At 38.5% G+C, this 24,044-nt stretch carries 19 protein-coding genes, 1 pseudogene and 1 other annotated feature; of the genes and pseudogenes, 4 read left to right on the top strand and 16 right to left on the bottom strand.

Features of this window, described 5'->3' with window-relative positions; all coding sequences use genetic code 11:
• Window position 1: 1 nt before the first annotated feature.
• The 3 genes from JCM9140_RS15395 to JCM9140_RS15385 all read right to left on the bottom strand — a co-directional run bounded on the left by JCM9140_RS15395 (window position 2) and on the right by JCM9140_RS15385 (window position 3,549).
• Window positions 2-727, bottom strand: a complete 726-nt coding sequence (locus JCM9140_RS15395) for a PRC-barrel domain-containing protein (protein WP_034748424.1) — start codon at window positions 725-727, stop codon at window positions 2-4.
• A gap of 44 nt (window positions 728-771) precedes the next feature.
• Window positions 772-2,208 carry a hypothetical protein gene (locus JCM9140_RS15390; RefSeq protein WP_034748421.1) on the bottom strand — a complete coding sequence of 479 codons (1,437 nt, stop codon included), beginning with the start codon at window positions 2,206-2,208 and terminating at the stop codon, window positions 772-774.
• Between the two features lie 195 nt (window positions 2,209-2,403).
• Window positions 2,404-3,549 (bottom strand): hypothetical protein, encoded by a 1,146-nt coding sequence (locus tag JCM9140_RS15385; RefSeq protein WP_034748418.1) that lies wholly within the window; start codon window positions 3,547-3,549, stop codon window positions 2,404-2,406.
• Between the two features lie 52 nt (window positions 3,550-3,601).
• Here JCM9140_RS15385 and JCM9140_RS15380 point away from each other — a divergent pair, with 52 nt between their 5' ends.
• A complete protein-coding gene (locus JCM9140_RS15380; RefSeq protein WP_034748415.1) occupies window positions 3,602-4,075 on the top strand; it encodes a type IV pilus modification PilV family protein in 474 nt (157 codons plus the stop codon).
• 1 nt (window position 4,076) lies between these two features.
• Complete coding sequence (locus JCM9140_RS15375; protein ID WP_034748412.1) at window positions 4,077-4,595, top strand: hypothetical protein; 519 nt, start codon at window positions 4,077-4,079, stop codon at window positions 4,593-4,595.
• Window positions 4,596-4,638: 43 nt separating this feature from the next.
• Here the strand turns inward: JCM9140_RS15375 and JCM9140_RS15370 are convergent, their stop codons facing one another.
• The 4 genes and pseudogenes from JCM9140_RS15370 to JCM9140_RS15355 form a co-directional block, all read right to left on the bottom strand.
• Window positions 4,639-5,976, bottom strand: coding sequence for a prepilin-type N-terminal cleavage/methylation domain-containing protein (locus JCM9140_RS15370; protein ID WP_034748409.1), 1,338 nt, complete (start codon window positions 5,974-5,976; stop codon window positions 4,639-4,641).
• 147 nt (window positions 5,977-6,123) lie between these two features.
• Window positions 6,124-7,809 (bottom strand): sensor domain-containing diguanylate cyclase, encoded by a 1,686-nt coding sequence (locus tag JCM9140_RS15365; protein WP_034748406.1) that lies wholly within the window; start codon window positions 7,807-7,809, stop codon window positions 6,124-6,126.
• Between the two features lie 64 nt (window positions 7,810-7,873).
• Window positions 7,874-9,184 carry a bifunctional folylpolyglutamate synthase/dihydrofolate synthase gene (locus tag JCM9140_RS15360; RefSeq protein WP_034748403.1) on the bottom strand — a complete coding sequence of 437 codons (1,311 nt, stop codon included), beginning with the start codon at window positions 9,182-9,184 and terminating at the stop codon, window positions 7,874-7,876.
• Between the two features lie 172 nt (window positions 9,185-9,356).
• Window positions 9,357-11,997 (bottom strand): annotated as a pseudogene (locus tag JCM9140_RS15355) (valine--tRNA ligase).
• 44 nt (window positions 11,998-12,041) lie between these two features.
• Window positions 12,042-12,273 (bottom strand) — a binding site (T-box leader).
• Window positions 12,274-12,448: 175 nt separating this feature from the next.
• Between JCM9140_RS15355 and JCM9140_RS23260 the strand changes: the two are divergent.
• On the top strand, window positions 12,449-12,661 hold the full coding sequence (locus tag JCM9140_RS23260; protein WP_081727720.1) for a YszA family small membrane protein: 213 nt from the start codon (window positions 12,449-12,451) through the stop codon (window positions 12,659-12,661).
• 379 nt (window positions 12,662-13,040) lie between these two features.
• Here the strand turns inward: JCM9140_RS23260 and ysxE are convergent, their stop codons facing one another.
• The 9 genes from ysxE to hemA form a co-directional block, all read right to left on the bottom strand.
• Window positions 13,041-14,072, bottom strand: a complete 1,032-nt coding sequence (ysxE, locus tag JCM9140_RS15350) for a spore coat protein YsxE (RefSeq protein ID WP_034748400.1) — start codon at window positions 14,070-14,072, stop codon at window positions 13,041-13,043.
• Window positions 14,069-14,980, bottom strand: a complete 912-nt coding sequence (locus JCM9140_RS15345) for a hypothetical protein (RefSeq protein ID WP_034748397.1) — start codon at window positions 14,978-14,980, stop codon at window positions 14,069-14,071. The genes ysxE and JCM9140_RS15345 overlap by 4 nt, the downstream gene beginning before the upstream one ends.
• A 15-nt stretch (window positions 14,981-14,995) precedes the next feature.
• Entirely contained in the window at window positions 14,996-16,309 is a 1,314-nt protein-coding gene (gene spoVID, locus JCM9140_RS15340) for a stage VI sporulation protein D (RefSeq protein ID WP_034748394.1), read from the bottom strand.
• A gap of 372 nt (window positions 16,310-16,681) precedes the next feature.
• A complete protein-coding gene (gene hemL / locus JCM9140_RS15335; protein WP_034748392.1) occupies window positions 16,682-17,968 on the bottom strand; it encodes a glutamate-1-semialdehyde 2,1-aminomutase in 1,287 nt (428 codons plus the stop codon).
• A gap of 15 nt (window positions 17,969-17,983) precedes the next feature.
• The gene (hemB, locus tag JCM9140_RS15330; protein ID WP_034748389.1) at window positions 17,984-18,967 is read right to left on the bottom strand and encodes a porphobilinogen synthase; all 984 of its coding nucleotides are present in this window, start codon (window positions 18,965-18,967) and stop codon (window positions 17,984-17,986) included.
• Entirely contained in the window at window positions 18,964-19,749 is a 786-nt protein-coding gene (locus JCM9140_RS15325; protein WP_034748386.1) for a uroporphyrinogen-III synthase, read from the bottom strand. The genes hemB and JCM9140_RS15325 overlap by 4 nt, the downstream gene beginning before the upstream one ends.
• A complete protein-coding gene (hemC, locus tag JCM9140_RS15320; RefSeq protein ID WP_034748383.1) occupies window positions 19,746-20,681 on the bottom strand; it encodes a hydroxymethylbilane synthase in 936 nt (311 codons plus the stop codon). The genes JCM9140_RS15325 and hemC overlap by 4 nt, the downstream gene beginning before the upstream one ends.
• 316 nt (window positions 20,682-20,997) lie before the next feature.
• Window positions 20,998-21,813 carry a cytochrome C assembly family protein gene (locus JCM9140_RS15315; RefSeq protein ID WP_034748380.1) on the bottom strand — a complete coding sequence of 272 codons (816 nt, stop codon included), beginning with the start codon at window positions 21,811-21,813 and terminating at the stop codon, window positions 20,998-21,000.
• A 15-nt stretch (window positions 21,814-21,828) separates the two neighbouring features.
• A complete protein-coding gene (hemA, locus tag JCM9140_RS15310; protein ID WP_034748377.1) occupies window positions 21,829-23,208 on the bottom strand; it encodes a glutamyl-tRNA reductase in 1,380 nt (459 codons plus the stop codon).
• Window positions 23,209-23,490: 282 nt separating this feature from the next.
• On the opposite strand from hemA, the gene JCM9140_RS15305 reads away from it, so the two are divergent.
• A complete protein-coding gene (locus tag JCM9140_RS15305) occupies window positions 23,491-23,967 on the top strand; it encodes a LiaF transmembrane domain-containing protein (protein WP_034748375.1) in 477 nt (158 codons plus the stop codon).
• Window positions 23,968-24,044: the final 77 nt, after the last annotated feature.

The following is a 24,044-nucleotide window of genomic DNA, read 5'->3' as shown; positions in this document are numbered from 1 at the left end:
GTTATTCAACGCTAATTGATAATTGAATAAATGCAGCTTGACTATTTTCCTGTACCGTTTCAATTAGTTCTTCTGTAAGAATTTCTCCTTCATTGACAAGAAGCTCTCCATCAGATCCATAAATGGACTCTGTTGCTTTTTTCCCTTTTAAAAGATCCATCTGCTTTTGCTTTACAAGATCATGGTCTTCTGCTTCCTCAACTTGAACAGGTTCTACTTCATTGTTTGATTGTTGAGGAGCTTCTGGCTCACTAGTTAAGTGGTTTTTCCAATCTTCATGGACAATAATCATTTCTTTTCCGATTGTTACAACATACTCAAATGGCAAAACTGTATTTTCCGCGTTGTCTAATTCAATTGCTGAGATCTTACCCGTCTCATCATCAACATAAAATTCAACCACTTCGTCTAACAGCTCACCTTTTCTTGTCATAACCTTATTTCCAATCATTTTAATATTGCGGTTAACTAATGTGTTTGCAATTGGAATTTCAGTAATGTCAATAATATTGTTTTCCTGCTCAATTGTAACAGCGTAATCGCCAACACCAATAATTTTCTTAAAAGGGACAGCTTTCATCGTTACTTGCCAGTTTTCATTTTGTACCGTTAAAAAATCAATTGATTTTTCATCTGGATTGATAATCAAAGTCTTAACTGTTCCTACTTTTTGTCCATCTTGAATACTAATTAACGGCAATCCAATAATTTCTACACTTTTTTTCATTCTTCAACACCCATTCTTTTCCTATTTATGTTTTGTTATTTGCTTTATTTGTATAAAGAAAGATAATAATCAATTTCTGCCAAAAGTACCTGATGATCTTTATAGCGTTCTCTTAATTCATCGAGAAGATTCACTACTTTTTCTTGTTCTGATTGCTCAATATAATGATCTCGTAACAAAGAGGCAAATAAATAATGATCTCTCACATGGAGATTGCTTTTTAAATTGTTTTGAATAATTTGTTCGTAAGTCTCGGGACCTTTTGCTCTTTTCAATAGCTGTAATTCTTCTAAAACTAATGAGAGAATAGTTGATTCCATTCTTTTGTTTGTAAGCGGTTTGACTTCCTCTTCTTGGATGAGATCTTCCAAAACATCCTCAACTTCATTAGTCGTACCATCAAACAGTTCGATTTCTTCTGCTGAGTGAAGGTTATTTTCTTCAACATGGTTTTCTTCATTCTCCCACAGCTTGGATTCCCCTTGAGTCTCTGCTTCTGAAGGTGTTTCATGCGTGTCCTGCTGTTCATTCGTTTCTACTTCATCTAGATGAGCCATATCATCTATGTTGTTTTCTTCATCAAATGTATCGATTTTCTTTACTTTGTCTGAATCGACAGCTTCGACATAGTTGTTTTCTATTCGACTTTCTTCTACCGCATTTTTCGCATCTGATGGCTCAAAAAGTGTCTCAGAATCAATCAAGTCTTGATCGACTTCTGGTATTTCGTCCAACTCTTCAAGTTCATCAAGGTCATTCAACAAGTTGTTTTCAATATAAGCTTGCTCTTTTTCAACATCATCTTCTTCTCGAACGACGTCTTCATCTAACTCTGCAAGTACTTTAGTACGATCGCCTACGTCAGGGATCGTTTCTTCTCCATTTTGGTGCTCGACTTGAGTATCGTTGATTGCGTTTTGGGATCGATTTTTTTCAAGAAAGGCAAATTCATCTTCTAGATCCGTTTCATCTTCTTGTTCATCCAACTGAAGTTCTTGCTTTTCTTCAGTTTCTATCTCTTCTAAAGTATTTACCTCTTCTAAGTGCTCTTCATTTATCTCATCAAATTGATTAACACTTTCTACAGATATTTGTTCTTCTTCGAAATCATCAACATCTTGTTTATCCAAAAGGCTCTTGTCGTAGGATTTCTCGTCGATCTCGGTAAACTCTTGTAACGTTACTTCAAGACTTTCCTTTTCATCTGGAGAACTTTCTCTTTGCCCTCCCAATTTCTCTTGCACGGGTTCCGCTACCTGGAGACGATTAAAGAAAAGATAAGACGTAAGTAATAAAAGCGTGACAACAGATAAGGCAGCTAGCCAAACAGAAGCCACATCGGCTACTAATTGGTAAATCAAACTTAATACGAACGTGTTTAGAGCTACAAACATTCTAGCCATTTTCGTTAACTGTAACGGCAATAAAGGCAGAATAAAATAAAGGATTATCGTACCCAATAGCAAAAATAAATAGATCATAAAAGCTCCTTATGAATGAAATAATGTAATCGTAACAAAATCATGCTTATTTTATCTCATATACTGTATAATATAGAACATTTCCTTAAAAGAAAAGACTTTATTCCTAATCACTTTGGTTCCTTTTAAAGGTAATAAGAAGGATGGAAAAATTCAAAAAATCAGCTTTTCCATCCTATTGCTTCTATTTCACCATCAAAATGGAAACTCCTTGTCCTCTGATAGCATTTCAAAAGTGACTTCTGCATTTCCTAGCACTTCTACTGTTTCAGCTATAATCACACCTGTGAATGATCTTCTTACAGTCACTTTTCCATTCGGTGCAAATAAAACACCTGCAACAGATGCTCCTCCTAATAAATCAATGTCTCCTGTACTGACAATGATTACATCACTAACACTATGATTAATTTTAATATCATCACCGTAAAATTTTGTTCCATTAGTTATCGGACCACTTGTTTGATAATCACGTTGTATATACCAAGAAGGATCTTGAAGATCAGCCATTTCCAGTTTAGGGAAGTCAATAATTTCTACTTGTTCTATTGTGCCCGTGACTTTTGTGATGTCGACATTTTCATCTCCGGTATGCTTGAGGTTTCCATGAATTTTCGAGTTGCTACCGATATCAATATGTCCATCAATATACACTGTGCTCGTCGTCCCTAGACGGTTTCCAAAGCTGAAATTCTTCATCTCAATATTCCCGAAAAGGTATATATCTTTTGTTTCAATATAGGATGCATTGGCACTGTTACTTGATGAAAAATTCTCATTGACAACTGCAGTTGCCTCTTCTCCTTTTATAGAAGAGTTAGCCCCTGTAATTCTAACATGATTCGTATATACGAAAATATTATGGTCACGAATGAAATCAGAGAAATCCTCTTGGTTTGGTTGTAAGATGGACACTTCTAGCTCTGAAACTCCAGCCCCTCTCTCAATCACCGTATCGATCTCATACGAATTTTGGTGTTGATCATTAAGCAAGAAGGAAACAGCTAAATGTTCGTCACGAGGAATTTCTACACATTCACCTTCGTCCATACTTACATTGCGTACATTCAACTCATAGAAATCTAACTGATTATTTGCGAGTAAATCTTCATAACAAAGGATGTATTTTTCTTCATCTCCCTCTTGATGTTCTTCCCTTACTTGAGTAATAATTAGGTTAGCTTCTTGTCGAAGATTCGTATAAGAATAACTTTTATCACTACTAGAAATCGTTGTTGATAGGACACCGTAACCCATTGTGATTATAATGATGAATAACACTAATGTTAAGAGTACCTCAACTAAAGCGAAACCGCCTTGCTTTTTTACAATCTGTTTCATCAACAAACACCACACTTTTCAATAGATAACAAACTAATTAGAAGGTGAGCCTATGAAGAATCTCCGAAACGCGCTTAACGATAAAGGCTTAACATTAATTGAACTATTAGTATCATTAGCTTTAATAAGCATTGTCATTGTGACGTTCCTAAGCTTTTTTTCCCAATCTGTTCTGTTCTCCTCTAAATCAGAAGATAAATTAACGGCTGTCAATATTGCTGAAAAAGTGATAGCAGAATTAAAAAGTGATGAGGATTTACTATTGGACTTGCAAGAACTTAAGGAGGATCATGAAGAATTACCAGTAGACTTGGAAATCTATCCTTTTCTCTTTGAACCTCAAACCATAAATAACAAAGTGTATTATCCTCATGTAAAAGTTTCAACATCAACCACCGAATGGGATTTAGATTTGTGGCAAGTTCATGTGAAAATCTTTACAGATGAAGACAAAAACTACAGTGACTCGAATCCTACAACAGAGCTTTTTAGTTATCTTGATTCGGAAAAAGAGTTAGGAGAGTAAAATGAAAAATGTTACTACGAATCAAAATGGATATGCTCTCATCTTAGTTCTTCTAACAATCGCATTAATCGGAATATTCATACCGATTATTATAACAAATATTTTCAACAACTCCCTTCAATTTCAAAAAATTGAAGAAAATAACCAATTGCTTAAACTAGAGGAGATGGCTTATCTTTATATGGATAAAGCATTGGACCACTCCGCTAAGGTTGCACAAGAAAAAATAGTTATATGGTTTGAAGATAACCCAGGTGCTGATTCGACACTTATATTAAATACTTTTCTTGATATTTTTGAAGATGAACTATCATTCTATGAAGTAGCTTTAGGCTCCGAGCTCCATAAAAAGATGCATGATTCCTCAGAAGGCTTTGCTTATAACATTGACATCTATGAAATAAGCGGTACAAATGAATCTATACGAATTAAATTTAGAGTAAATTCCACTACTAGCGATGATTATACTTCAAATCCAATTGAAACAGAGAGAACCATTACCCTTTCCATAGAAGAATAAGAAAAAGCAAATCTCAAGATGAGATTTGCTTTTTTTATAACAACTAATCGACATAAAGTGGAAATTGCGCTTCATTCGAAATAAATTGATCAATGTTTTTGAACGTCACTTTTGTACTACCACTTGTCACATGAAACCCATCTCTGGCTATAATCAACCCCTCGAAATTAGCACCATTAAATGTAACTCTTCCATTTGGCGCTAGTAGAACTCCTGTCATATTATTGACCCAAGATGGACCTCCTACCGTGATATCACCTGTACTTACGATAACCGCATTCGTAAAGTTAGAAACATATCCATACCCATCATAGGTCTTGCTCTGAATATTGACACTGCCTCCATAATACCTCATCCCATTTGGCTTAATAGTTGATGAATAGCCATTGTTATGAAACCATTCTGATGACTTCAACTGTGGTATTGGTAAATCCGGAACTTGTTTGGTTGGTACGGATGGTTGTTTGGTCATTCTAGCTAAAATGGCATCATGATAATTATTAGGATACGTAAGTGTACCTGTATAATAAACTCTAGCATTTCCTGTAAATGACGGCTGCCATCCAAGCTCTACATTTCCATTTACATAAACATTTCCATGTATCGTTGCATCTTTCAACCTGAAATTCCCATTCACATATACATCGCCATAAATATCACGTGAGCCGTTCCATAGTGTTAAATTGCCATTCACAATGACATCTCCTGAGTCATTAAATGAGCCGATCATTTTCCCCCCAGGACTTTGACCGTCTATAGATAATCTGCCATCTAGGTAAATGTTTGAAACATTTAACCGCGCGCCTCCGTCTAATTGATTACCTGAAACTCCACCCTTTATGAGCATGGTTGCATCCTTACCTAGCATTTCACTTCCCATGAAAATCAACTCGCTTCCGTAAACAAATACATTTTCGTTTACTAAATAATCATAAAAAGGATTTGAACTAGGTTTTTCAATCACTAAAGGTATTGATTCTTTCTCTCTTCTCGCTTTTTCAATAATCGTATCAATGGTAAATGAATGATTCATCTCATTCTGTAATGTAAATTCAACATGTACATTATAGGTAGGATCAATTTGATCCTCACAAGCTTCCCCTACCACCGAAATATTTAGCTGAGTAATCGATATATCGTCTGGTAATAAATCCCTATCTACTTCATAGCATGACATTTCACTGTGATGTTGCTGCCGCATTTGTGTAATGATTAAATTTGCCTTTTGTCTAAGGTCAACGTGTGCCTGACTTTTAGCATTACTAGACGACGTCGTTGTTACGACTCCGTACGCCATCCCAACAATGATTGTGAAGATTACCAATGTTAAGAGGACCTCTACCAAAGTCATTCCTGATTGCCTTTGCAACAACTTTTTCATTCTATCCCACCGCTCTATTTTCGATATTTCAAAGATTTAAATACGATTAATTCAACTGTTGTTCTGCTTTCAATCTATCATGCTTTTTATTAAAGGAAAAGCAAAAAAATACATTCAAACAAAGAAAAAAGCTTGGCGATTCCCAAGCTAGGTGGTTGCAGCATTTTTAATTTTTTCTACATCACTAAAGGAAGCTACCCGGTCTCGTCCACGTTGCTTCGCACCATTATACATCGCTCTATCGGCTCTTCGAATCAATGAAATTGCATCGACAACTCCCTCATCTTCGTCAAGTGGATCTGAACTAGCGACTCCAATACTCGCCGTTACCGCAATGTCGATTGATTCACCTTCATCCAATAAGTCATTGACAACAGAAATGCTCCTAGTCTTTAGAGATTGCTGAATTAATAGCCCAACATCATACGCCACCTGTTCCTTACAATTAGGTAGCAGGACAACAAATTCCTCCCCACCGTACCGAGCGACTGTCGCATGCATTGGGACTACACTCTCTAGGCGATTGGCCACTTCGCATAACACATCATTTCCACTTTGATGACCATATGTGTCATTAATGCCTTTAAAATGATCAAGGTCAAGAAGGATAAGTGAGATTGTTTCTCCCTCCTCGATCCTATCTAGCTCCTTTTTCAGCTGCTCTTCAAAATAGCGAAAGTTATATAAATGGGTTAAAGGACAGTGATGACTTTCTTGTTTCGTTTTTTCATAATTCTGCACATTGCTTATTGCTACAGACAGCATGTTCGCGATAATTTCAACGATCATCACTTGATGTGGTCGAAACGCTTTTTCATGTTTAGATGCGATCGTAATGACACTTTTGGTTTCTTTTTGGTGTATTAATGGTATGGCAAGGATACTCTCTAAATCAGGTGAAAATTTCTTCCCTGTTAACATCCACTGCTGTCGTTCATCAGCAATAGCCATTTGTTTCGAGTCAATCACTTTTCGGCTGAAGTCGTCTCCTGTTCGTAAATGAATTGGTACAGGAGCTGAACTTTGCTGGTCCATATACATCATCGATAGTTGGTTATCTTGCACACGGTACAAATAGAGTTGATCCCAATCCAAGAAATAATCCAATCTCTCTCGAACTTTTCCCATCAATTCATCTATTGACATACTTGAATTGAGTTCGTAACCAAACTCAGTTACTTCTTTTAATAAATGATTCATTCGTTCAGATTGATTGTACACTTTTAACACAATCGATATTCCAATAAATACAATTCCAGATAAGACAACAGCCCAAATTCCTACTTCATCGAAAAGAACAATCAATACGACAACTAAAGGTAAAAATACACCTGCCGCCGCCAGTTCCATGCTTAATCCTTTTAAGAAATGTTGTTTTTTAATTTGGAATAAGTAACGCCTTGCCAAATAAATACATACATGGTTGCTAATTAAAAACATAGCCGTATAAAAGAAAAAAGCCAGGCCGTGTTCATATAGACTAAATGAAGCTCCTACTTGACCACCAGTTAAGAAAAACACGGTAGCAGCACTAACAGAAGTAATCATAAAAATAACCGAATTTAATGGAACGCGATACAATGCTTTCTTTTTTAGTCCTGATGCCATCAATGCAGCCAAAACCGCAAGTTGCGTGACAAGGAGTTCAAAAGCAAAACCGTAGTGAATAAACACAGCTAATGATATCCATTGAAAAACAGTTAAAGTATGATTCCGATAATGAAGCGGAAAAAAAGCAGTGAGGATGACAAGTGCAAAAAACACAAGAAATTCTGGTGATCGAAAGGCAGCAAACGTATTAGCTTGTACGAGAAACGTCAACAGAAAAACCATACAGACGCCCCATATCACCCACACTATTTGTATTTTTCTATTTGTCAAATCCTCACCTACTTTCTTATGAATGTACGGTCAATGTTTTATGCCATTTTTCCCTAACAGCTGAAATAAAATAAAGAGAGCCAGCAATGACTAACACTTCATTTTCCTCGCACCACTTCACTTCTTCCATAAGCGCTTTTTCCCAATTAGGTTCTGAACGCTTGGTCCTTACGTTAGCTTGATCAAACAATTCATTACTGCTTGCAGCGCGGAAAAAGTCAAAACTCGTGAATGTAAACGATGCTTCCAGTTGTTCAAATGGCTTCAACAAGATCTGCATATCTTTTTCCTTTGTTGCTGCAATTAAAAAACGATATTTTTGGTTTGGAAAATGAACAGTTAACGTGTTTGCTAAAGCTTCCATCCCTTCTTTATTATGGGCTCCATCAATAATGACTAACGGCTCATCATTCATTTGTTCAAACCGTCCAATCCACGTTGTCTTCCATAATCCTTTATAAAGCTCATCAATCGAAAGATGAATATGGCCCCTTGCTTCCAGCCACTCTAATGCTTGTGTTGCAACTGCAGCATTATTGCGTTGATGAGCTCCTGGCATCTGGATAACCAACTCATCCAGTGATTTAGTTTCACTTTTATACTTAAAATGTTGCCACTTGCCTTCAACTGTTGTAAGCGTTTGTGCAAAGTGGGTACCTAATTGAAAAAATGGTGCATCTCCTTTTTTCGCCACACCTTCTATTATTTCCTGCGCTTTTTTTTGAGAGACACCAGAAACAATCGGAACACCTCTCTTTATAATGCCCGCCTTTTCAAACGTAATTTCCTCAATTGTTTCACCAAGAATATGCATGTGATCATATCCAATAGATGAAATGACAGATAACAGTGGAGTTACCACATTCGTTGAATCTAATCTTCCACCTAAACCAACTTCTAATAGAACAAAGTCTGGCTTTGCCATTTCACCAAAATAAAGGAAGGCAATTGCTGTAATCACTTCAAATTCTGTCGGACTACCAAGATTTGTTTCCTTTAACTCTTCTACTAGTGGACGAATACGATTCGCGGTTGCAACAAGGTCCTGCTCATCTATCGGTTTGCCATTAAAAGAAATTCGCTCTTCAAAACATTCAATATATGGTGAGGTAAACGTACCGACATTGTAACCTGCTTCTTCTAATGCATGTCTCATGAAGCTAAGAGTTGAACCTTTTCCGTTCGTTCCACCAATGTGAATAACTTTTATTTCGTTCTCAGGATGACCAAGTCGCTCTAGCATCCATTCCATTCTTTTTAATCCTGGCTTAATACCAAAAGGGAGCAAACTATGAATCCATTCTATTACTTCATTCCCCGTTCTCATTTTTCTCCCCCTCATGCCGTTTTCTCTAATAGTACATGAGAATGGCGGTTATTAAAAGCATTAGCTTACAGGGAATAAATTCATTCTCACCTCAAAAAAAAGAAAGCTCAATGAGAGAATTCGAAAAGCGGATACCACTAATAATAGATCTCTCTTTGAGCTTTCACTTCTATTATGCTTTTAACTCATCAATTCTTGCTTGGACCGTTTCGCGTTTTGCGATATAGTCTGCTTGTTTTGCTTTTTCTTCTTCAATCACTTTTGCCGGTGCTTTAGCGATAAAGCCTTGGTTGCCTAATTTCTTATCTATCGTTCTACTTCTTTCGTAAGTTTATCTAGCTCTTTTTCTAAGCGAGCAATTTCAGCATCTAAATCAAGTAAGCCAGCTAAAGGTAAAAAGAGCTCAACTCCAGTAAGTACTTGAGACATTGATTTTTCTGGTGCTTTGACTCCTGTCCCCATTTGAAGTTTACTTGGATTACAGAATTTCTCAATATAACTTTGTCCTCTATTTAGCTTTGCTAAAACTTGATCATCTTTCGCATTAACGAGTAATTCAATTTGCTTGCTCATCGGCACATTTAACTCAGCTCTTGTGTTACGAACGGAGCGTATGATTTCTTTTAAAAGCTCCATATCTTCGACAGCATCTTTAAACATGTAAGCTTCATTTTTCTCTGGCCATGCTGCAATCGTGATCGATTCGCCTTCATGTGGCAAATGCTGCCAAATTTCCTCGGTAATGAAAGGCATCATTGGATGAAGAAGTCGCATTGTGTGATCCAACACATAAGCAAGAACAGATCTTGTCGTTTTCTTCGCATCCTCATCTTCTCCATACAATGCAATTTCGCCATTTCAATATACCAATCACAGAAGTCATCCCAAATAAAGTTGTAAAGAAGACGACCAACTTCACCAAATTCATATGAATCAATTAAGCGTGTGACATCAGCAATCGTCTCTTGTAAACGAGTAAGAATCCACTTGTCAGCAACAGATTTTTCACCACTTAAATCGATTTCTTCATACTTTAGGCCTTCCATATTCATTAAAGCGAAGCGAGATGCGTTCCAAATCTTATTTCCAAAGTTCCATGTTGATTCGACTTTTTCCCAGTAAAAACGCAAGTCATTTCCCGGGGAACTTCCAGTAGATAAGAAGAATCGTAATGAATCAGCACCGTATTTGTCGATAACATCCATTGGATCGACTCCGTTACCTAATGATTTACTCATTTTCCGCCCTTCTGAGTCACGAACAAGTCCATGAATCAAGACATCATCAAACGGTCGTTTCCCAGTAAACTCTAACCCTTGGAAAATCATACGTGATACCCAGAAGAAGATGATATCGTAACCTGTTACCAGTACGTTCGTTGAATAAAAGCGATCATAATCTGGCGATGATTCGTCTGGCCAGCCCATCGTGGAGAACGGCCATAATGCGGAACTAAACCACGTATCTAAAACATCATCATCTTGCTTCCAATTTTCTTCATCTTCAGGTGCCTCATGTCCAACGTAGACTTCACCTGTTTCATTATGGTACCAAGCCGGAATTCGATGTCCCCACCAAAGCTGTCTAGATATACACCAATCACGGATATTTTCCATCCAGCGTAAATATGTTTTCTCGAAGCGCTCTGGGACAAAGTTTACCTTTTCCTCAGACTTTTGCAAGTTGACCGCCGCATCTGCTAGTGGCTGCATTTTAACAAACCATTGGGTAGATAAGTAAGGTTCAACAACAGCTCCACTACGTTCCGAGTGCCCTACCGAATGCATATGCTCTTCAATTTTGAATAGGATGCCTTCTTCTTGTAAATCTTTCACAAGTTGTTTACGGCATTCAAAACGGTCCATCCCTTGATATTTGCCAGCTTTTGCGTTCATTGTCCCATCTTCATTCATCACAAGAATGCGCTCAAGGTTGTGACGATTTCCAATTTCAAAATCATTTGGGTCATGTGCTGGGGTAATTTTCACTGCACCTGAACCAAACTCCATATCAACATAATCATCAGCTACAATTGGAATCTCACGACCTGTGATTGGTAGCGTAACGGTTTTTCCAATTAGATGTTTGTAGCGCTCATCTTCGGGGTGAACCGCAACAGCCGTATCGCCCAGCATCGTTTCCGGACGTGTTGTTGCCACTTCTATTTCTCCACTCCCGTCTGTTAACGGATAGTTCATATGATAGAAAGCTCCTTGGACATCTTGGTAAATAACCTCGATATCTGATAGAGCTGTTTTCGTTTGTGGATCCCAGTTAATAATGTATTCTCCACGGTAGATTAACCCTTTTTCATAAAGCTTCACAAATACTTCACGAACTGCTTTTGATAGACCTTCATCTAATGTAAAGCGTTCACGTGAGTAATCGAGTGAAAGACCCATCTTAGACCATTGGTTACGGATGAAAGACGCGTATTCCTCTTTCCATTCCCACGATTTCTCTAAAAACTTCTCACGTCCTAAGTCATAGCGACTTAATCCTTCTTCTTTTAACTTCCCTTCAACTTTTGCTTGTGTAGCAATACCAGCATGGTCCATCCCAGGAAGCCATAATGTATCATAACCTTGCATTCTTTTTACACGAGCAAGTATATCTTGCAACGTCGTGTCCCATGCATGACCTAAATGCAATTTCCCAGTTACATTGGGCGGTGGAATAACAATGGAATACGGTTGCTTTGATTCATCTCCTGTTGCCTCAAAAAATTTCCCATCTTTCCAGTACGAATACCATTTCGCTTCCGTTTCTTGCGGGTTGTATTTCGTTGGCATCGTTACTTTCTCATCACTCATCTGCTCTTCCTCCTTAAATTAAAACAATAAAAAAACCCCTCCATCCAAAGGACGAAGAGAGTTACTCGCGGTACCACCTTTGTTTGCAGCACAGAAATCTGTACTACACACTCAAACTGATAACGGTCAGTGTCCGGCTATTCTTACATGTCATTAGACATCTCAAAACAGCTGCTCCTAGGCGACATTCAAATCGTACATCTTAAGAAATCTCTCAGCTACTGATCTCTCTCTCTGAAAGGTTCGGATTCTACTCTTCCTATTCAAGGCAATTCATTTATAGTGATTATATTTTAGCTCGAATCGTGCTCATTCGTCAATAAAAGCATCACCTAAATTTTTCTTTTCTATACGTAAAAATCCTATTTAGGCATGAACCTATCTGCTTGCACATCTATTAGGTTTATGCATAACGTAAATGTAAGGAGTTTACCCGAAAAGAGGTGTTACGATGCGTCGACGTTTTGGTCGTTTTCATAACCATCACCACCACCATAATCGCCCAGGCTGGTGGTTGAAAATACGAGCAATGTTTGCACAGATTCTCGTGCCGCTCATCTGTTTTCAGTTACTACGCACGCTTCTATTGCCAACTACATTTGATATGATTTTGCTTACACTCATGATTGTTATGTATTTTTCTATCACTTTGCGTCTTATATAATAAAGCCTGTTTTATTTAAATGAAGGTTGCTACTCTAAATCTCATAGTGAATTGGAGCGAAAGTCACTCCTGCGGGATATATAGAGTCCACTGAAAAAGTGCCTAACTGCCGCCTGCGGAAAGCGCCCCCCCATCCCGGGAGCGAGGTCGAAGCTACTTTTCCAAGTCCGGAAAAACGACTTTTTCAGTGGCTTCATGAAGAGATAAGGGCGAGACTCCACAGGCGCAGTGTACAGCCGAGGAGGCTCGGCATCTCCTTGCAGGTGCGAGTGACTGTAGCGCAATGGAGCGAACATGGAAAGAACGCCTATAAGAATAAACCACACCGTATACGAAAACACCCAATGTAAAAAAGCGTCCTCTTTATAGAAAGAGAACGCTACGGTTGGTCAGGTTGCTGGGCTTCTTGCTGCTCTTGAACAACGATAAGCTTTTGCGTCAGTCGCTGTACCCTACGCATTGACGTAAGACGCTTTTCTAACCTTTGGACATGCTCAAACTCTCTCATTGATCCTTTGTTTGCTTGATAAGAATCTACAGCAAATGCAATCGGTTCTGGAAAGTTTAAATAAGCACAAAGCAAATGCTTTTCTTCCTCTAAAAGAGGCAAGTGCCGTTCATAATTCATAAACCATTGCAACACTTCTTCCTCAACCCAATAGGCATGCTTAAAACTATAACGGCAAAAACTCGCAAGATCTCTTGATGGCGTGTCGATGCCTGCCCGCTCAAAGTTTAAGAGCATTGGTTCATTATCTGGTGTGAAAAAGGAGTGAGATCGATTGACTCTCCCGTGACATAAAACCGTTCGATATTTCTCTTTTTCCGAACATATATCATACCATTTTGTTAAATGTTCTTTTGCCACTTCTGCCATTCGGTCTAGCATATAGGCATGAGTCATGAACGTTAATTCAAATGGTGACATATATGTTTTTTGATCAGCTTCATCTGCAAAACGCCTTAGTTCTAACTGTCTCATTTCCCAGCGCCTCAAAAGTTGATTATACGCTTCTTCGACGTTTTCTTTAATAAATGGTTGTGTTTTAACAGTCAAACGATGAATGACGCCTAATTGAGAGGCCAATTTCTGCTCTCGTGACTCCCTAGCCGTATATTCAATTTGTTCCATCCATGGCATGAGATAGTACGTATGCGATCCAGTTGAAAGGGTGTACTCACCATATTTGGTTGGCAGGATCGGGACCGTTTTATTGTAACCGAGTTTCATTAATTTTCTTAATGCATGAATGAATTCATCCGCTTGATGCCGATTCATCTGTGTCTCTTTTAGTGCGAATACACCTTGACTTGTAGTTATTTTTTTTATTTTACCAAAATCCTCTATTGACTGTGGATAAAGATCATAATAAAAGAGCACAGAATCATACGGTGATTGTGCTTGAATCATGACGTGAACACCTTCTTTTTGTTTTCAATCATTACACTTATCACTTCAACAAGTTCTCTTGAACGCTCCCATTCATTCGTGACGTTCTGTAGGGTCTCTTCCATTTCTAAGTTTGGTCGATTTTCTTTTAGTACAGCAACTAAGTGGTCTAGTTCGTAAGCTTTTAAACATTCGATCAGCAATAGCAACGCTTGATCGTGTGACACATTTTCATGATCAACAATGGCTCCAATTAATTTAGTTGCTGATTCCTTCCCATGTTCTTCAAGCCAGTTCCCTAAAAAATTGCGTAACGAGTAATAACCTTCTTCCGGATATTGATTTGAACCGTACCAAATCATTAAATCATAAACCGTTTTTGCCTGATCAATAGACATAGCGGGATCAATGATAGGGAGATTCTCATCTTTTACTTGCTTTTTCATCTCCTTCACTTTATTCATACGTAAGTCTGACTCTTGTAACAAAGCTCGAACGTATGATTTATCCTCTTCTTCTAGAAACGGGATATGACTATATAAAGTCCGAAATTGAGGTTCTTGACGTTCCACTGGTTTGATCGTAATCTCCTTATTTAACCCATATGCAATCATCGAACCAATCATTTTGCCTATTTTCTCTTCATATGATTTTCCATGCACGGCTTGCTTCACTTCATCATGAACAGTCAGCCAGCCATCTTTCCACGTAATAGCTGCTTCTTGATCTTTATTTCGAATCATGCGGTCGGCTAGCATATATGGCGTGACACTACATTCGTCACGCCACGTAATATGCCAATCAAGGAGGGCTTTATCGGACCAATAACGCAACCTTTTTCGACCATGTTCGGTTTCAATCAACGCTTCATTTACAAATTTTACGTTTCGCCATTGATAATTCTCCTTAAGCCAATCCAACAATTCCATGTTGTAACTCCTTTTTTAGGACTCTACACTAACCGGTATATATAAAATTTGTCCTTCTTCTACCTGCTCTCCTTGCAAGCGATTCATTCTTACAATTTGACTTGTGCTTATTTCATACCGATCCGCAATGGTGTCCAATGATTCATTTTCTTGAATGATACACATTTTCCATTTAGAGAATCTTTCTTCTCCTTTTGAAAGCATTTTTGTTAAGTACAGTGCATTTTCTTCTCTTGGAGGTTTTGCTGTTGCTTCATCTTCAGAAGCCTCCTCTTCTGGGCGATTTTGCGCTGCCGTTGGTTCTGAAACAATCTCCTTCTGTGGTGCGAGGTTGATTTTGGTTTCTGGTTGAACTGGAGTCGTTTCTCGAACAGCTTCAACAACTTCTTCTGTTTCAAGTGAATCTTCTAGTTCTTCTACCTCTTCAACTGTCGAATCAACGTCGGTTCTTTCATCTTCGGTAATAGCTTCAGGTTGTTCTCTTTCCACTTCATAGTCAGATGTTTCTTCTGTCTCTAATTTTTTGTGCGAATCATAAGATGTCACAGTTGGTTCCTCCTCTTCTTGGTGCCCAATTGATTCTAATGCTGGAGTTACCTTACTAAGTGAAGGTTGTTCCGCTTGCTTATAAAAAGATTGAAAAGGTGATGGTGGATTAGGTTGTGTTTCGACCTTTTCATAGCGTGACGTGACTTCTGGTTCTGGTTGTTTTTTTGCTTCGAAAGCAAAAGCCGTTGATGGAACATCTTGTTCAGTTGGTTCTTCTACAATGGTATCTTCCTCGACTACATCTACTTCTTCTACTCTTTCAGTCTGTTGTGTTTGACTAGCAGCTGCTGCAGCCTTCTCTATTTCTTTTTCAACTCGGCTCTCAACCGTTTCTTGATGCTGTGTCATTCCTGAAATGCTAATATCAGCTGTTAGCTGAATGCAGCTTCTTTCCGGTAAATCATAGTCGAATGAGTCTACTTCTACATATACATCATCTAAATTTTGAATGCGACTTAGCGGTATCGTCACATCAATTGGAAAGAAGTGCTTAATTTGTCCAGAACCATCAGAGGCTATCGTTACATCTCCTGCCGAACGGAAGGAAACTTGCTGTTGCAGTGTTTGGCTGTTATCACTAGATGCTTCATCAGTACCTGTAGGACGATATTCCCCAACGAGACGTAAACCACCCCTAATATAAACATGATGATCTTTTTCTTCGATAACAATTTCAGGCTCAAGAGACATTCCTAATATCTCCTCTACTTCTTGGCCTTTATTTAACCAAACGGATTCCTCAATTGAAAATGATAACTTTGACGGGTGTTCTTGTGTCACGTTGCATTCCTCCTCATCGTATTCTCTAACTTCTGCTACGGTCATAGTCAGTACAATAAACTCTATGACAAGTTCTCTAGCAATATGCAACTAAAACAAAAAAAGCCTATTCACTTGCTACATTTATATGTAGCGGTGAATAGACTTTTGCATTATTTTAAGGATGTTTCGCATACTTTATGGTGATGTGCTCTGATGTGTTCGTTCCATTCCACTCCAGTCACTCGCACCCGCAAGGAGGTGGTGAGCCTCCTCGGCTGCGCCTGTGGGGTCTCACCCCTACCTCTATTTCCCGCAGGAGTCGAGTGACCTACGCTCCATTTCACTACGAGAAAAACCTTTCTCAAGAGCAACAATTCTTGCTAAAAGAAATTATTTCAACTTAGAAAAAGCAATTTCCGCTGCTTTAATCGTGCGGTCTATGTCTTCTTCTGTGTGTTTTGTTGATAAGAACATTCCTTCGAATTGTGACGGAGGAAGTGAAATGCCTTGTTGTAGCATTTCTTGAAAATATGTTGTGAAATATTCTAGATTGGCTGTTTGTGCTTTCTCAAAGTTTGTTACTTTTTCATCTGTAAAAAAGAATCCAACCATTGAACCTGCGCGGTTAATAGTGTGTGGGATCTCATGTTTTTTAGCAGCTTCTGAAAGTCCATTAGCTAGTCGCTCTGCTAATTGCTCAAAGCGATCATAATCAGCTTCTGTTAATTGAGATAGCGTTTCATAGCCTGCTGTCATCGCTAGTGGATTTCCTGACAATGTACCCGCTTGATAAATAGGTCCACTTGGTGCAATTTGCTCCATAATTTCACGTTTGCCACCATATGCCCCAACTGGCAAACCTCCACCAATTACTTTTCCAAGGCACGTAAGGTCAGGTGTAACTCCTAATTTTCCTTGTGCACAATGATAGCCGACACGAAAGCCCGTCATGACCTCGTCAAAAATGAGGAGAGTTCCATTTTCTTCCGTAATCTTTCGAAGTTCTTCTAGGAACCCAGGCTCTGGAGGAACAACCCCCATATTCCCAGCAACAGGCTCCACAATGACACCTGCAATATCATCACCGAATTCTTGAAAAGCATAACGAACACTCTCAAGGTCATTATAAGGAACGGTTAACGTATTTTGTGCTACGCTTTCTGGTACACCTGGACTATCTGGCAAACCTAATGTGGCAACACCAGAACCTGCTTTAATCAATAAAGAGTCACCGTGACCATGGTAACAGCCAACAAATTTTAAAATTTTATTTCGTTTTGTGTAGCCTCTTGCTAAACGAAGAGCACTCATTGTCGCCTCTGTACCTGAATTCACCATGCGAACGACTTCAATGGATGGAACACGCTCAATGACTAACTCGGCTAGCTTTGTTTCTAGCTCACTAGGTGCACCAAAACTTGTCCCTTTTTCAGCTACTTCCTTTAAAGCTGCAACCACTTGTTCATCTGCATGTCCTAATACAAGCGGTCCCCATGACAAAACATAATCAATGTACTCATTGCCATCAATATCATAAATTTTAGATCCTACTCCTCGTTCCATATATACAGGGTCCATCTTAACGGATTTAAATGCGCGAACAGGGCTATTCACCCCACCTGGCATTAATGGTTTTGCTTTTTTGAACGCTTCTTGTGACTTTGTATATGTACGCATCTTCATTCTCCTTTCTTATTGATCTTCTTTTAGCCAACGAACCGCATCTTTTGCATGATACGTTAAAATTAGGTCCGCACCAGCACGTTTCATACTTGTTAACTTTTCTAATACAATATCTTTCTCATTAATCCAGCCATTTTGGCTTGCCGCTTTTACCATTGAATATTCACCACTTACATTGTAAGCAACGACAGGATAGCCAGAATAATCTTTCACTTCACGAATGACATCTAAGTAAGAAAGAGCGGGTTTCACAATTAAGAAATCTGCTCCTTCTTCCATATCTGATTCCGCTTCGCGAAGAGCTTCTAAACGGTTGGCTGGATCCATTTGATATGTTTTCCGGTCTCCGAATTTAGGCGAACTGTGTGCAGCGTCCCGGAATGGACCATAAAAAGCAGATGAATATTTAACGGAATACGACATAATCGGAACCTCTGTAAAGCCAGCTGCATCTAGTCCATGACGAATGGCCGCAACAAATCCATCCATCATGTTAGATGGAGCGATAATATCTGCACCTGCTTCAGCCTGAGAAACAGCTGTTTTCGCAAGAAGATCAAGGGTACGATCATTTAGAACTTTTCCTTCTTCAATAATTCCACAGTGACCATGATCTGTAAATTGACATAAACATGTATCCGCAATCACTGTTAGTTCTGGATGATTTTCTTTTATTTGACGAATGGCTTTTTGAACAATTCCTTGATCATGAAAAGCAGACGAGCCTACATCATCTTTTGAGTTTGGAACGCCAAATACAATAATAGCTGGAATCCCAAGACTGACAACTTCATCTACTTCAGCGTCTACTAAATCTAGTGACCATTGAAAAACATTTGGCATCGAGGCAACTTCATTTTTTACATTGGTGCCTTCTGTGACAAAAATCGGGTAGATGAAATCTTCTTTATGTAAGTGAGTTTCTCTTACCATACTGCGCACACTTGCTGAATGTCGAAGTCTACGATGACGGCGAAATACTAGATCTTTCATTTTTCTTTTTCCTCCTTTGAGTGGCGAACGATTTCCTTTATAAAGTGTTCAATTGTATAGGTTCGTGGGACGATTTCTACTTTTAATCCATAGCTCTCAGCCGTTTTTGCTGCAATGGGTCCTATACAGGCAATGATTGGATGGTTTCTACTTTTTATCCCCACAGGTTCTATTGATTTTATGTAATTATGAACTGTAGAAGAGCTTGTAAAAGTTACGTAATCAATGTTTTCTGTTTTTAAGACATCAAGTAGATCGTAGGAAGACTTTTTTGGAAGAAAGGTTTCATACACAGTTAAATCAGTAACAACGGCTCCGAGTTTGGTTAACTCGTTAATAAGTCTCATTCTACCTAAATTGCCTCTTGCCACTAGTACTTTGTCATCCTTTTTAATTTGCCCTTTTAGAGCTTCAATTAGCCCTTCTGCTACAAATTCTTGCGGAATGATATTGGCTGCAAGTTGATATTTATTAAGAGTCTCTTCCGTTTTGGTACCTACTACTGCAATATTAATCTTCTTGAGTAGATCACGATCACCATGTTGTATGTAATAATCCATAAAAAAACGGACACCATTAGAACTTGTAAAAATTAGCCACTGATAGTCTCCGATATGTTGAAGCACATCTGCTTCTTTCTTGTTAATAGTAGATTGAAAAGCAATAAGGGGAATTTCAATGGTCGTTCCCCCTTGCTTTTCAATCAGTTGCGTTACTTCTTTTGCTTGCTCCTTTGCTCGTGTAACGAGAATCGTTTTACCAGCTAAAGGTCCACTTCTCATCCTTCATCAAGTTCTTTCTTTACTTGATCGAGAATTTCTTTAGCACCACGATCTAATAAAAGTTGCGAAGCTTGTTCTCCAACTGTTACTGGATCTGTACCGCTAACGGTTTCTTTTAATAGTGTCTTCCCATCAGGAGAACCGACTAACGCAGTTAATTGCACTTCATTCGTATCAGTGATCGTTGCATATCCTGCAATAGGAACTTGGCAACCACCTTCCATACGATTAAGGAATGTTCGCTCTGCCGTTACAGTACGAGTCGTATAGTCATCGTTTAAGTGTTGAAGTAACTGAATGAGATCCTCATCATCAGCACGACACTCTAACCCTAAAGCACCTTGACCAACTGCTGGCACACACATTGTTTCGTCTAGATATTCCGTTACTAAGTCATCCGGAAAACCTAAACGCTTGATACCAGCAACGGCTAAAATGATCGCGTCAAATCCTTCTTCACGGAGCTTTCTTAATCTAGTTTCAACATTGCCTCGGATCCATTTCACTTCTAGATCAGGACGTGCAGCTAAAATTTGCGCTGAACGACGTAAGCTACTTGTTCCAATAATTGACCCTGAAGGTAAGTCTGCTAGCTTTACATGATTATTTGAAATAAACGCATCACGGGGGTCTTCTCTTTCTGTAATCGCGGCTAGCGTAAAGCCATCTTGAATAACAGATGGAACATCCTTCATACTATGAACAGCTAAATCAATTTCCCCATCAGCTAATGCCTGTTCTATTTCTTTAACAAATAATCCTTTTCCTCCTACTTTCGAAAGAGTTACGTCAAGGATTTTGTCTCCCTTTGTTACAATTTTCTTCACTTCAAATTCATATGGCAAACCAGTCTTTTTTAGTTGGTCAATAACCCAATCCGTTTGGACAAGAGCAAGGTTGCTTTTTCTTGAGCCAATCACAATTTTGCGCATAACATCCTCCTGTTTCTTCTTTAGACAACCTCAGCACAAAGTGAAAAAGGAAGTTCGCCTTTTTCTCCATCGGCAATGGCTTCTCTCGACGGGCGTCTTTTGAGAAGTTCACTCAAAAGACTTAAAACCTTACGTCGGCTCCGCTCATTGCTTCGCACAAAGTGAAAAAGGAAGTTCACCTTTTTCTTCATCCTGCAATGGCTTCTCTCGACGAGCGTCTTTTGAGAAGTTCACTCAAAAGACTTAAAACCTTACGTCGGCTCCGCTCATTGCTTCGCACAAAGTGAAAAAGGAAGTTCACCTTTTTCACTTTGTGCTAATACCAAATGTGGAAGGTTGAGTATTGTCCTGATAAGAAATAATTAATTAATAGAATTAGAAAACCTGCAATTCCTAGTAAGGCCATGTTGTATCCTCTTACTAGTTTAACTACTCGTTGATAAATATAGACAGCGTAAATAAGTAAGACGATTAAAGAGCTGATGACTTTGGCATCCAATAGTGGGACAAAGTCAAGTTGGCTATGTGCCCAAATAAACCCTAGAATCAGTCCTATTAATAAGAAAGGCCATGCGATAATAATAGCGATGAATGAAAAAACATCTAGCTTTGATAGAGCACCAAATCGAAGCAATCGCTTTCCCCATATTTTACGTTTAAGCATCTGATGTTGAATGGCATACATCATTTGACAAGCAAATGAAAACGTAAACGCTGCATAAGATAGTAAAATAAATGAAATATGAATAATCAGTAGTTCTGATGCTAGTAGTGCTGAAAGCGAATCTGGAACATCCCCATCAGGTGTAAACAAACTAAAGGCCATCATACTAAAACCTATTACATTTGTAAATAAAACAAGAAAATCGACTCTAAAAAACCAATTTATAGCTAATGATAACGTAACGACCAACCAAGCATAAAAAAACAGACCTTCAAAGGGCGTTATGAGTGGCAAGCGATCAAGTTCAATCATTCGAACAATAAAAAACGTTGTTTGCAAGACCCAAACAATAGAAAGCAACCAGAAGGCCATTATATTGACCTTCCGGTTGTTCTGTAAGAAATCAACGAAATAACCAATCAAGCTTATACTGTACAAAACAATCGTAATTGGATAAATCCAGTTCATTCGTTATTCCCTTCCTTATGAACGGACAACTGAATGACGTTGTCTTGTTACATTGACGTATTCTTGCTTTTGATTCTCCCATTGTTTCTCTGCTTCTTCAATTCGCAAATCTTCTTCTTGTGAAGCCAACTCATCTTCTAATGCAAAGATCTTTGTAAATAGGTCAAGTGCAGCATCAGCATCTGGTTCAGCAGCAAGTTCTTTCACTCTTGTAACTGGATCTCGTAAAAGCTGATTTACAATGCTTTTTGTATGCTTGCGTAACACTTTGATTTCTCGTTCAGACAAGTTAGGAAGTTTTCTTTCGATGCTTTCCATCGTTTCAGCTTGAACCGCAAGAGCCTTTGTTCTAAGAGCCGAAATAAGTGGGACAACCCCTAACGTATTCAACCATTGCTTGAATTCGTCAATCTCTGCCTCAACCATGATCTCAATCTTTTCTGCTTCACGTTTGCGCTCAGCAAGATTCGCTTCAACTATATTTTGTAGGTCGTCAATATCGTATAAATACACATCATCAAATTCAGCTAACGTTGGATCTAAATCACGAGGTACGGCAATATCAACCATAAAAAGAGGACGACCTTTTCTCTTTTTCATCGAACCCTGCATCATTTCCTTCGTAATAACAAAATCACGAGCACCTGTTGAACTTATAAGTACATCTGCTTCAGCCAATGCTTGCTGAAGTTCAGCATATGGGCGCGCTTGTCCGAGGAAGCGTTTAGCTAATTCAACAGCCTTTGCTTCAGTACGATTAATGACTGTTATTTGTTTTGCCCCATTTGAATGCAAGTGTTTCGCTGTTAATTCGCTCATTTTTCCTGCACCTAAAATCACGACATGCTTACCGGAAAAATCTCCAAAAATGTTTTTCCCAAGCTCTACTGCCGCATAACTTACAGAAACAGCATGAGCACCAATCTCGGTGCCTGTATGTGCTTTTTTGGCAAGCGTTACAGCCTGCTTAAATAATTGGTTAAAGATCGTTCCTGTTGCTTGTTGTTCTTGAGCTAGCAAAAAGCTATCACGTACTTGACCTAGAATTTGAGTTTCACCCAAGATCATAGAGTCAAGTCCACAGGCAACACGAAAAAGATGTTCAATTGCATGATGATCTTCCCGAATATCCAAATAAGGGATGAAGTCTTCTTTAGGTAAGTCAAACCACTCAGCAAGAAATGTTTTCGTGAAGTGACGACCTGTGTGCAATTGATCTGCAACCACATACACTTCTGTCCGGTTACAGGTTGATATTATCGTACATTCTAGAATGCTTTTCATATTCCGCAACTGTCCCAATGCGATCGGAAGCTCACTTTCTTGGAAAGAGAACTTCTCTCTTAATTCGACAGGAGCTGTCTTATAATTAAAACCGGCAACAAGAATATGCATCCTGACGTTCACCCCCATTAATAATATCCGTTCCGTTTCTATCTATATAAAATGTGATACTACGCACACTTTTTAACTGTTATAAGTATAACCCAGTACATTATAACATGTCTAATGTACTGTTCCAAAAAAAATTGTGAACAGATCTTGAAGCATGTGCTATCATGATGGTATTGTTCCAACGTTTTGGTTTTTGAGCCAAACCCTTCCTTAAGCGATTATTGTATCCAATTGAAACAAATTATATGAATGATGAATGACCACTTTTTTAGGAGGATTGAATTGAAAACACAGCGGATCTTTCCTAGTATATTACTAATCAGTGCAGGCTGTTATTATTTCGTACAACAGTTCTCTATTCCATTTCAAGAACAACTTATAAGTTGGCCCTCACTTCTGTTTGTCTTTGGTCTTGCCTTTTTATTACAAGCGTATGCAGGGCGCGAATATTCCATGATCCTCCCTGGTATAGTCTTATTTGGCTTAAGCATCCATTTTCACCTTAGTTCCATTTTCCTTTGGTGGCCTAACCATTGGGGAGTATATACATGCATTGTTGGACTAGCATTTATCTTATCATCTAGAAAACGAAAGCAAGATAGCCTTCTATTTGGCATCGTTTTAATTGTATTTTCTCTTCTTAGCTTTGCATCCATTAATCCGTTCAGTTGGTTATATGAAGCTTATGCATTTTTAAGTTCACTTTGGCCTATTATTTTAATTGGTGCCGGTTTGTTTTTGTTATTTAAACGTAAATGAAAAAAGGTTCGTACAAGGGACGTCCCTTGTACGAACCTTTTTTGTTACTTTGAAATATAATGCTGAATGGTTTTCCA

Origin of the sequence: Halalkalibacter wakoensis JCM 9140 (genome assembly GCF_000513095.1) — a bacterium.
Taxonomy (GTDB): domain Bacteria; phylum Bacillota; class Bacilli; order Bacillales; family Bacillaceae_D; genus Halalkalibacter; species Halalkalibacter wakoensis.
The sequence above is the reverse complement of the archived record's forward strand: the minus strand, read 5'-3'. Positions and strand labels throughout refer to the sequence as shown.

Bases quoted from the DNA above. Each gene is read 5' to 3' on its own strand.
- JCM9140_RS15395 (WP_034748424.1), bottom strand. From the start codon at position 727: ATGAAAAAAAGTGTAGAAATTATTGGATTGCCGTTAATTAGTATTCAA.
- JCM9140_RS15390 (WP_034748421.1), bottom strand. From the start codon at position 2,208: ATGATCTATTTATTTTTGCTATTGGGTACGATAATCCTTTATTTTATT.
- JCM9140_RS15385 (WP_034748418.1), bottom strand. From the start codon at position 3,549: ATGAAACAGATTGTAAAAAAGCAAGGCGGTTTCGCTTTAGTTGAGGTA.
- JCM9140_RS15380 (WP_034748415.1), top strand. From the start codon at position 3,602: ATGAAGAATCTCCGAAACGCGCTTAACGATAAAGGCTTAACATTAATT.
- JCM9140_RS15375 (WP_034748412.1), top strand. From the start codon at position 4,077: ATGAAAAATGTTACTACGAATCAAAATGGATATGCTCTCATCTTAGTT.
- JCM9140_RS15370 (WP_034748409.1), bottom strand. From the start codon at position 5,976: ATGAAAAAGTTGTTGCAAAGGCAATCAGGAATGACTTTGGTAGAGGTC.
- JCM9140_RS15365 (WP_034748406.1), bottom strand. From the start codon at position 7,809: ATGGTTTTTCTGTTGACGTTTCTCGTACAAGCTAATACGTTTGCTGCC.
- JCM9140_RS15360 (WP_034748403.1), bottom strand. From the start codon at position 9,184: ATGAGAACGGGGAATGAAGTAATAGAATGGATTCATAGTTTGCTCCCT.
- JCM9140_RS23260 (WP_081727720.1), top strand. From the start codon at position 12,449: ATGCGTCGACGTTTTGGTCGTTTTCATAACCATCACCACCACCATAAT.
- ysxE (WP_034748400.1), bottom strand. From the start codon at position 14,072: ATGATTCAAGCACAATCACCGTATGATTCTGTGCTCTTTTATTATGAT.
- JCM9140_RS15345 (WP_034748397.1), bottom strand. From the start codon at position 14,980: ATGGAATTGTTGGATTGGCTTAAGGAGAATTATCAATGGCGAAACGTA.
- hemL (WP_034748392.1), bottom strand. From the start codon at position 17,968: ATGCGTACATATACAAAGTCACAAGAAGCGTTCAAAAAAGCAAAACCA.
- hemB (WP_034748389.1), bottom strand. From the start codon at position 18,967: ATGAAAGATCTAGTATTTCGCCGTCATCGTAGACTTCGACATTCAGCA.
- JCM9140_RS15325 (WP_034748386.1), bottom strand. From the start codon at position 19,749: ATGAGAAGTGGACCTTTAGCTGGTAAAACGATTCTCGTTACACGAGCA.
- hemC (WP_034748383.1), bottom strand. From the start codon at position 20,681: ATGCGCAAAATTGTGATTGGCTCAAGAAAAAGCAACCTTGCTCTTGTC.
- JCM9140_RS15315 (WP_034748380.1), bottom strand. From the start codon at position 21,813: ATGAACTGGATTTATCCAATTACGATTGTTTTGTACAGTATAAGCTTG.
- hemA (WP_034748377.1), bottom strand. From the start codon at position 23,208: ATGCATATTCTTGTTGCCGGTTTTAATTATAAGACAGCTCCTGTCGAA.